The sequence below is a fragment of the Faecalibacterium sp. AF27-11BH genome (assembly GCF_003603005.1).
Classification (GTDB): Bacteria; Bacillota; Clostridia; order Oscillospirales; family Ruminococcaceae; genus Faecalibacterium; species Faecalibacterium taiwanense.
The window spans coordinates 52,416-62,416 of record NZ_QVGS01000016.1; the positions used below are offsets into that span (position 1 = coordinate 52,416).

Below are 10,001 nucleotides of genomic sequence, written 5' to 3' on the forward strand. Positions count from 1 at the left end.
CTATATAGGAGATTTTAGCCGTTTTACTGCGTACGTGCGTACGAGAGATTGGTACGCACGTACGCAGCGATTTGCCCGAAGCGCACCCTATATAGCCGTTTCCCCCTCGGAGAGCCCACTACACTTTGCAGACCGCAGGGCTGAAAGCGTCATAGTGGGTTATTACACTTCCGCAGAAGTGCCTTTTCCTCGCCGCAGACAGCCCGGTGCACCTTTGTGAGAGCTTTCTGTCCGGCGAATCCACATCGCCCACAGGCGATGTGAGCAGGGATTCCAAAGGGGCGCAGCACCCTTGGCACACGACTTTGGTACAAAGTCTAGTGTGTTACACCTTTCAAGAGATGTACACGTTCCTGAAATGCAAAAAGCCCCATACCCAACACCTTGACGGTGCGGACATGGGACTTGATGCTTCCTCGGCCTAGCCGGGTACTCCGTAACCAATCCTGACAGGCAGTTGCCGTGTCATTTTTCGAAAACTGTTTTACGGATACCCAGCAGTCGGGAACGCCCTGTTTCTCTTTGCTGGTAGTGTGATGAGCCTGTTCCGCCTGCCATAGGCAAGCTCGCGTTTGCGCAGCGCAGCGGAGCAATGAAAGCCCCAGTGGGGCTTTTAAGCGACCGAACGGTCTTGCGTTAGCAAGATGGAGGGGACTCCGCCCCGACAAGTGACCGCTGGCCTTCCGCGCTGTTCCAGCAGACAAGGATGGCCGGGTAGAATGCCCGCGCCAGACGGTCAATGACTTCATCGGGATAAGGGGAAGTATTTGTGGACTTTTTCTTTTTGTTCAAACGCACGCTCCTTTGATCGTCCCACCGTGGCAAAGTCGGGCGAGAAAATCAAAGTTCCAATTTTTATCAGGCGCAAGGGCGCGGAAGTTTTCCACCCTGCACTTGCGGCTGGTGGCTCATTGATGGCTTAAAGCAAAAAGCTCTAGGCTTAACCCCTCTTCTTTGCGGATCTTTCTGATCCGCTCTCCAACAAGGGATGCTAGTTCGGCTGGTTCAGATTCAGGCTGATCGCTTTTTTCACAGAGAACATCTCATTTGCGGGCAATCATCAGATGCCACGGAACGTAAAGGTGAACTCCACAGGCTTAGTCACATCAGGAATATACTCCGGGTGGACATTGGCACCCCAGCTGTCATCGCCGCCGACGCCCATCTGCTCGCCGATGGCACGAATCACCGTGTAATGCACCGGGGGTAGCTCGTAGGGGTGCTTGGCACTCTCCATTTCATGGGGAGTGTAGGGCAGCGCAGAGAAGAACATGGGCTTTGCGGCATCCGCGGTAAACAGCAGCCCGCGACCCTTGCGGTCCACTACCTTTGCCCAGCGCACAGCGGTCTTTGCACCGCACTCCTGCGGCACAAGGTACTGTGCCATGTTGTCTGCGACCTTGTTCTGGTAAATGCCCAGCTTTGCACCATGCTGACGATCCCAGTAGGTCTCCGCAGGGCCGTTTCCGTACCACTCCACCGTGTCGTAGTCAGCGTCGATTTTGAACAGTACGCCGAACTCCGGCATTGCTGCAAGTCCTTCCACCGGGTCATAGTGCAGGGTGGTCTGGATGCGGCCATCACCGAACACACGGTACTGCAGGCTGCACTCTGCTGCGGGGCTGGTCTGGAGGTTATAGAGATAAGTCACGACCACGCTGTCGGCTTCCACCTCGCAGGTGGGGTTCTGGAGGATGGTGCCGCCGTGAACAGACGGGATCTCCTTGCCGATGCCCTTGGCGGTAGCGTACAGGCTTGCCAGCTTCCACTGACCGCGAACGCCGCCCATGTTGTTGCCGCAGTCGTTGTCGGTGGGAGCGCGCCAGAAGTTGGGACGGGGAATCTCCTGAATCATCTCTTTGCCGGCATAGCGGTAGGAAGTCAGGCCGCCATTCAGATCGGAGAACAAAACATCGAAATTCTCACCCCGGACACCGATGTTGTGTGTACCGTGCGTAACGGTAAACGGCGTGACCTTCTTGCTGGGAATGGAACGAACCACAGCGATCACACCCTGTCCAAAGGCGACTTCATGGCCTTTCTTTGCCCAGCTGGTGTCCTCCTTCAAACGGAAGCTGATGGTCACTGCATATTCACCGGGGAGCGCAGGAACCATAAACGGCAGCGGGAAGCTGGAACGCTCTTCGGGAGCAACATCAATATTGATCAGTTCCTGCTGCTGATACAGCTTTCCATCACGATGCAGCAGAGCAACGCAGTCGAAAGCATCCGTAGAGGTGAACAGGTTCTTGTTCCAGACTTCAAATCCAGAATTGTCGATGGAAACTGCGATGTTCTGATAGCAGAACTTGACCTCCTGCATCTTGGGAGAAGGAGCACGGTCACCACCGTAGGCAATGCCGTTTCCGCTGAAATTATAGTCGGTAGGACGCTCACCGAAGTCGCCGCCGTAGGCTTGGAACCACTTGCCGTAGCGGTCTTTTTTCCAGATGGACTGGTCGATGTAATCCCAGATGAAGCCGCCCTGATAGCCGCAGTCCTTCTGGTCGGCAAGTTCCGTGTACTTGTGCAAAGCACCGTTGGAGTTGCCCATAGCATGAGAATATTCGCACTCGATATAAGGCCGCTTATCGCCCTGTGCCAGATACTCTTTAATGTCCTTCACAGTGCTGTACATATGGCTCTCGATATCGGTGGTTTCGAGGAAGCGGGGATCGTTGACCACACCTTCGTAATGCACCAGACGGGTGTCATCAAAGCGGCGGACCATCTCTGCCATCTGGAGCAGGGTCTCACCGCCAAACGATTCGTTGCCCAGAGACCAGATCAGAACAGCAGGGTGATTTTTGTCACGCTGGCAAGTGGAATTCATGCGGTCAAACAAGACAGCTTTCCACTCCGGCTTATCATTGGGCAAAACGCCCTCGATGCCGCGAATGCCCGCCTGATGGATGTCCCATGTGCCATGGGATTCCAGATTGTTCTCTGCGATCAGATACAGACCATACTCGTCGCACAGGTCGTACAGTGCATCCTGATTCTGGTAATGGCTGGTACGGATGGCATTGATGTTGTTCTGCTTCATGGTGATGATGTCCCGAAGCAGTTCCTCATGGGTGTGTACGCCCACAGCACGACCCGTAATGGAGCTGAAATCATGACGGTTGGCACCCTTGAACACGATGCGCTTGCCGTTGAGCAGCATCCGATTGTTCTTCAGCTCGAACTTGCGGAAACCGACTTTCTGCCCGGTCACCTCTGCCGGATGGCCTGCATCGTCCAGCAGCTCGATTTCCAGTTCATACAGAGCCGGGTCCTCTGCACTCCACAGGTGGGGGTTCTCCACCGCATGGCTGAACAGAGCAGAGCCGCCGTTCAGTGCGATTTTTTCGGAGAACACTTCCAGTTCACTGCGGCGCAGGGTCAGACGGGCTGCGCCCTTACCCTCCACCTGCAATGCAACTTCCAGTGTGGAATGAGTAAAATCATCCCCGGCAAACAGCGTTTTGACGGATATATCTTCCAGATGCACGGTGGGGATGGCGTACAGCCACACGCTGCGGAAGATGCCGGAGAAGCGGAAGAAGTCCTGATCTTCGCACCAGCTGGAGGAAGTCCACTTGAACACCTGCACGGCAAGTTTGTTCACGCCCGGCTGGAGATAGGGAGTCAGATCGAATGCGTGTGCGGAGAAGCTGTCCTCGGTGTAACCCACATAAGATCCGTTCAGCCAAAGAGCCATGCCGCTTTCCACACCCTCGAACTCGATGTGGACGGGCTTGCCCTGCATGGATTCCGGCAGCTCGAAGTATTTTACATAGCTTGCCACCGGATTGAACCGCTGCGGGATCTCACCCGGCTGTACTTCTTCACGGCCATCCCACGGATACTGAATATTCGCGTACTGGGGAATGTCGTAGCCCTCCATCTGGATGTGTGCCGGAACATGAATGTCATCCCAGCCGCTGCAATCGTAATCCGTCTTTTCAAAGCCGGGGATGGCACTGGTGTAGTTCTTTGCGTAGGCGAATTTCCAGATACCGTCCAGCTTCAGCGCCAAAGAAGAGGAGCCTGTCCGATATTCTTCGCGGGAAGCGTAAGTACGGAAACTTGCATGAGCATTCAGCACGTTTTCCTTGAAAAAGGTGGGGTCTTTTACTTTTGCAAAATCAAATGCAGCCATAGTATTTCCTCATTTACCTTTTATAATTTTATAATATTTCTCCAGCCTCCCCGGAGGAATCGCTGGATTCCTCCGGGGAACAGCAGATGAAGGAGAAATGATAATGGCTTGTTATCAGACTGCTGCACGCAGTTTTTCATTTGCTTCTTCAACTTTCAGATGAGACAGAATGAAGGTGATGATGGCATCCAGAGCAAACGGAATCACCAGATACATGATCTTCAGCATATTGATGCAGGAATCCGGCTGAACGGTCAGAGCGCTGTCAAAATGGCTTGCTGCCAGCAGCCAGCCGGTGATGGCAGTACCCAGACCGCCGCCAAGTTTTACGCCCAGAGAAGTGCAGGAGTACATCGTTCCGTCCACACGCTTGTGCTTCGTCAGCCAAGTATATTCAGAGCAAGCAGCAATCACAGCGTTCATATCGCCCTGCCAAGGACCCTGACCAAGAGCTGCGATTGCAGTAAAGAGCAGCATCAAGGTCACATTGCCGCTGCCCATGTAACCAGCTACAGCAACCAGTGCACGAGAAATCGTTGCCAGAGTATAGCTCATTACATTCAGCTTATACATTCCATTCCACTTTGCAACCAAGGTCGGGGTGAACACCAGTGCGATGATCAGAGGAATGTTGATTGCCCAAGAGAATACACCGAACAGATTCTGGTTGCCAAGGATGTAGGTTGCATAGTAGGTGCCCATGCTGATCATGGCACCGTAGATCTGCTGCAAAATGTAGGTGACGCAGATCATCATATAATATTTGTTACCAGCAAGCAGCTTTGCAGCCTGAACCAGATTGTACTTTTCGTCCTGCTCGATTTCCTTTTTGTCGGTGGTATCCACCAATTCGCCTTCCGGCAGTTCCTTCACGGAGAAAACGGAGAGGGTGTTGACAAGCAGACCGATGATGGCGTAGATGATTGCAACAGTGCGCCAACCGGCAGCACCACCGCCCAATGCCGTAACAGCACCCAGCGTGATGGACTGGATGAGCAGGCTGGTGGCAAAGGCGAACATGAAACGCCAAGAACCCATCTCGACCTGTTCGGCACTGTTCTTCGTGACGAGAGCAGTCAGTGCAGAGTAAGCAATGTTGTTGGCAGTGTAGAATACAGCGTTCAGCAGAGTATATGCGATCAGGAACCATGCGTACTGTGCAAACTGTCCCAGATTGGTCGGGATGGCGAAAATTGCCACCAGCGTAATGGCACAGCCAATGTAGCCGTACAGCATCCAAGGACGGGCTTTGCCCATCTTAGAATGCGTTTTGTCAATCAAAGAACCAAAGAAAATGTCCGTCACACCGTCCAGCAGTTTGGAAACTGCAATCAGAGTGCCGACAATACCGGGGTTCAGGCCAACGGTGTTGGTCAGATAGATCATGACGAAGGAGGACAGGAATGCATACACCACGTTGCCTGCAATATCGCCTGAACCATAGCCGACTTTATTATACCACTTTAGATAACGTTTCTCAGTCATTGTGCTTTCTCCCATCTTGCTTGTTTTGTATGGGCGCGACCAATCTGCTGCGCACTTCAGACTGGAATTCTCATTACGCAAGTTGCCCAAATCTCTTGCGTTCCGTCTGAAAATATTATAGAATCTAATGGAACGAAAAGATATAGACAAGATGGAACAGAATATGCACAAAATCAAAGAGTTTGTAATTTTTTGATAGAACATTTCCCAAATCACTGTAAAATCTCTGAAGATGAGGAGGACGCAGGGATGTATTTCAACTCAGGATATTTGAACAACTCCCGTTTGGATTTCAAAGACTACTCAAAGCCGCTGGTCGTAGGCAGTTGCGGCACTTATCGCTTGAAAAAACGCCCTAAGCTGCCTACTTTTTGGGCAAAGGGTCGCAGAGACTATCAAATCCTCTATGTGGCATCTGGTAAAGCACACTTCTGGTTCGATGGTGTTGAGGAAGTGGTGACTTCTGGACACATGGTGCTGTATCAGCCGAAAGAAATCCAGAAGTATGTCTACTATGTAGAAGATCATCCAGAGGTGTTCTGGATTCACTTTACAGGATACGATGTCAAAAACATCCTGAACTATCACGGAATACCCTTGGACAAGCACGTTTTTTACAGCGGCACACTGCCGGATTACAAAATGCTGTTCCGAAAGATCATCCGGGAACTGCAACAATGCGAATATGGCTATGAAGACTATATTGCTTCTCTCTTCAACATCATTCTGCTTTTAGTAAGCAGGCAACAGCAGGAAAGCGAGAAAACAACTACAAGCATCCCCGAAGAAATCGAAGCCGCCGTTGCCTACTTTAACGAGAACTATAACACAAAGGTCAGTGTGGACGATTACGCAGAATCGCTGCATATCAGTACGAACTGGTTTATCCGTAATTTTAAGCTGTACATGAAAATAAGCCCTGCACAATACATCCTGTCCCTTCGGATGGTAAATGCACAAAGCTTATTGGAGAATACCGAATACAATATTGGAGAAATTGCAGAGATCGTAGGGTATGATAACCCACTCTATTTTAGCCGGGTATTCAAGAAAGAGTATGGTGTCAGTCCGGCACAGTACCGAAAGAATCTGGAAGAATCTACTGAAAAATGAGAAAGATTTCTTATAAATAAGGAGAGTAGAACCATGCCGATAAAAAATGCGATCCACAGCCAACAAGTCTACGACCCAACGGATGAATCCATCATGGCAGAGCAGGAACTTTGCATGGAACGGCTATTGGAATAGCTCCCGAATGGATACAGCGACCATTATGTGCCGGATGGCTTTGTACGAGATTAGAGGGTATACAAGGAGGTCTCTTTATGTTAGAGCATTTTTTCAAATCGCTAGTTGCAACAGTTTCTGACCCTTACCAATGCAATCGCATCACGGATGCGTTGGCGGCAGCTGGAATTAAATTCTATTGCAAATCCAAAGATGTCAATCGGCATAACACATTTGACCAAGCGAGAATTGGAACTCTCGGCATAAAACCGAGGTATGTCACAGAGGTGTTTGTGGACAAAGAAAATGCTGATATGGCTCTGCACATTATACATACCCTGTCATAAGCCCGGAGTTCCCCTGCGAACCAAACATTCCGATATAAAAAGGACGCTGCCGCCTCTGGGTGAGAGGTTGCAGCGTCTTTTTAGCATCAGAGGGCGAAAGGTTTGTTAGATCGAACGGCTTCCAACGAATAATATACTTTCAGCTTGCGTTTTCCTGTTCGTCAAGAATGCGCCAGCCGTCCATCAGGTCTGAATTTTCCATAATAAAGGTGTGGGCGGTATCCTGTCCCCACGAGTTGTCGTATTTCAGCATCAGATAATCGCTCAACTCGGTCCGATTTTTGAACTTCAACAAGCGATACGGCTCCTGAAAAGCGACCTTTTCGACGAAATATACCGCATCCGATGTGGGAATCATAACGCCGACATGACCGATCATAAGAGAATTGTCCGTTTCAGAGAACTGATCGTGCAGGACTACGGAGACAAGACGGATCTTATCATCTTCTACGAAGGAGAGGCCGCGTTTCTTCCATTCCTGCTGAATCGTTTTCAAATGGGTAGGAATATCGGTCGTATTGGTGGTTTTAACCGGGGCAAACAGCGCATCAAACTTTTGCCGTTCGTCGCCGCAAAGGGATTCCGGGTCAGAATCCAGTGTTTCATAGTCCATAAACAGGGTGTCCTCGGCTGAGTCAAGGTCTGCCTTGCCCGTGACAGTGATAAAATCACCGAACAGCCCACAAGCGGTAATCCGACAGTTCCAGCCGGGGAAGGTGTCATATTTTTCCGTCCATGCGTCCTGCATGGAGTAAGGATCGTATTTCAGATCCGAAGGCTTGGCATTTTCAAACCCTGTGGTGAGCCATGCCGGGTCCACAGCATTGTTGAACTTTTGCACATGATCAAAGAAGGTCTGTATCCGTAGGTCGGATACGCCGGCATCCTGCAAAAGCTTGGAAAGAAGAGCTTGTGTATCCGAATCTGCCAAATTGGAGTATTCAATTTGCTGAAGGACGGGCTGAGAAGTTTTTTGAGTGCAGCCTCCTGCCAGAAGCGCACCGCAAAAAAGTGCAGCGGTGCAGACAAGAAAAGTTCGACGTTTCAAAAATGGTCACCTCGTTGTGTTTTTCGGAAAATTTCTTTGAGTGCCGGAGTCTCAACCATAGGCGAAGAGAGCAACGCCGTTGGTCTCGTAACGAATGGTATCACAGATAAACAAAGAAAATCAATGACTTCTGTCGTATTTGACCATATATAATGTTGAAGTATCCATATCCCATACGGCTAACGCCCATTTGGGGAAAGACAATGCGGCAGTTTTCTGAACGATTTTCTTCATGTCGGACACAACAGGAGTATACCCAAGTTGGAATAAGAATTTTCCGTTTTTTCTGAATGGAAGGTTCAAATCGCTTTCCAGATAGACGGTGGATACCAACTTGCGAAGCGCGGCACGGCGATTTCGGCCAACCTCGTTTCCGCCGCCTTGATGGAATCGCCCATGGCATGATAGCGTTCCGTCGCCGCCGTTGCTCGTTCCCGCAGTTCGTCGGCACTGCTGATCTTCTGCTCCTTGCCCTTCGCCGCCGTGTGCTTGCCACGCTTCACCCCGTAGCCCTGCTGTATCAGCTTTTGAAGAAAAACTTCAAAGTCCTTCGGCTGCTCTGCAAGGATGGTGTCGATGATTCCGCACAGGCGGTCACGGTTGCTTTCTCTCGGCGGGTAAACGATTGAGTTGCGCCGAGCACACAAAGTAATCTCTCCAACCCTACAGCTCAGTTTCCACCGCAAGCTGCTCCTGCTTTTCTTTTTCGTCAGCGATTTGGACATCAACATCTTCGCGCATCTTTTTCAGAAGTGCAAGGACTCGCTTGATTTGATCCTTGGTGTTTTCCACCCTGCTCTGTGCCTGATTGATGTGATCCAGAACCGCCCAGTCTGCAAAGAGGCCGTCAAAGAAGAAATCTGCAAATTTCAGAAAGCTGTCCACCGTAACCTGAAGGTCTGCGGTGATCTCAACATCGGCAAGCTCAGTTTTGAACCGCCGCAGTTCCACTTGGAGCTGTTCGATTTGTTCCTGTGCATCGTCCAGTTCCTCATACATGGCAAGATCGGCCATCAAACCGCCGCCCATTACGTCCCATGTGCTCCAGCCCTCGGCATTGTCGAGGGTTTCCAGAACTTCATTGACCGTATGCAGGGCGGTCTTTCCGGCGTTGATAGCTTCCAGCAGCTCCCGTTTTTGGACTTTCAGCGCGGCAATACGGCTTTCGCTTTCCGCAATCTGCTGTGCGGCAGGGTGGGCAGAGACTTTGATGCTTTTGATTTTTTCGGAAAGAGCAGCTTGATACTGACTTTCGCAATCGGACAGCCGTGCCAGTCTATTTTGAATCTGCTTCAAGTCGGCATCAACGGAAGAAAGATCATGGAGAGCCGCATCGTACTTGACGCGGGCTGCATAGGCTTCCTGCCGTTCTTTGTCCAGCTTTTCATCCATTTTTCCAATCACTTGATAGAAAAATGCGGCAAGGCTGTGTCCCTCCAGACGGTCCACATCAGCCTGCTCTGCCAGCTTGGATTTTTCCAGCTTTTTCAGGCAATCAGCAAGCGTATCTCTCTGGGCGGTCAGTTCTTTCTGTTTTGCTTCGCAGCTTTTCTTTTCAGCGACCTGCTGCCAAAGCTCTTTCAACGTAGAATCACTCATATGGAATGTCCTTTCCCGGCATTACGTTTCTTCGTTCAGAAGCTGGTTCAAAAAATGCTGCCGAATATTTACAAATGTTTTGGTGATAACGTAGCTGTCCGTATCTTCATACTGACAAGGATGAATCGTGCCATTGTCGAAGCTAAAAATT

Annotated in this window: 6 protein-coding genes and 1 pseudogene; 2 read left to right on the forward strand and 5 right to left on the reverse strand. The window is 50.5% G+C overall.

Features of this window, described 5'->3' with window-relative positions:
* Positions 1–1,060: 1,060 nt before the first annotated feature.
* Together DWY76_RS12645 and DWY76_RS12650 are read right to left on the reverse strand one after the other, a co-directional pair.
* Positions 1,061–4,144, reverse strand: a complete 3,084-nt coding sequence (locus DWY76_RS12645; protein WP_120081512.1) for a glycoside hydrolase family 2 TIM barrel-domain containing protein — start codon at positions 4,142–4,144, stop codon at positions 1,061–1,063.
* Positions 4,145–4,258: 114 nt separating this feature from the next.
* On the reverse strand, positions 4,259–5,629 hold the full coding sequence (locus tag DWY76_RS12650; RefSeq protein ID WP_120081513.1) for a glycoside-pentoside-hexuronide (GPH):cation symporter: 1,371 nt from the start codon (positions 5,627–5,629) through the stop codon (positions 4,259–4,261).
* A 249-nt stretch (positions 5,630–5,878) separates the two neighbouring features.
* Here DWY76_RS12650 and DWY76_RS12655 point away from each other — a divergent pair, with 249 nt between their 5' ends.
* Together DWY76_RS12655 and DWY76_RS12665 are read left to right on the forward strand one after the other, a co-directional pair.
* Positions 5,879–6,742 carry an AraC family transcriptional regulator gene (locus tag DWY76_RS12655; protein ID WP_005941554.1) on the forward strand — a complete coding sequence of 288 codons (864 nt, stop codon included), beginning with the start codon at positions 5,879–5,881 and terminating at the stop codon, positions 6,740–6,742.
* Between the two features lie 212 nt (positions 6,743–6,954).
* Positions 6,955–7,203 (forward strand): hypothetical protein, encoded by a 249-nt coding sequence (locus tag DWY76_RS12665; RefSeq protein WP_055192190.1) that lies wholly within the window; start codon positions 6,955–6,957, stop codon positions 7,201–7,203.
* Positions 7,204–7,342: 139 nt separating this feature from the next.
* Here DWY76_RS12665 and DWY76_RS12670 read toward each other — a convergent pair whose 3' ends face one another.
* The 3 genes and pseudogenes from DWY76_RS12670 to DWY76_RS12680 form a co-directional block, all read right to left on the reverse strand.
* Positions 7,343–8,251, reverse strand: a complete 909-nt coding sequence (locus DWY76_RS12670) for a DUF4300 family protein (RefSeq protein WP_243112044.1) — start codon at positions 8,249–8,251, stop codon at positions 7,343–7,345.
* A 347-nt stretch (positions 8,252–8,598) separates the two neighbouring features.
* A pseudogene (locus DWY76_RS12675) lies at positions 8,599–8,874 on the reverse strand (hypothetical protein); the annotation flags it as partial.
* A 40-nt stretch (positions 8,875–8,914) separates the two neighbouring features.
* Complete coding sequence (locus DWY76_RS12680) at positions 8,915–9,850, reverse strand: hypothetical protein (RefSeq protein ID WP_120081514.1); 936 nt, start codon at positions 9,848–9,850, stop codon at positions 8,915–8,917.
* Between the last annotated feature and the right edge of the window lie 151 nt (positions 9,851–10,001).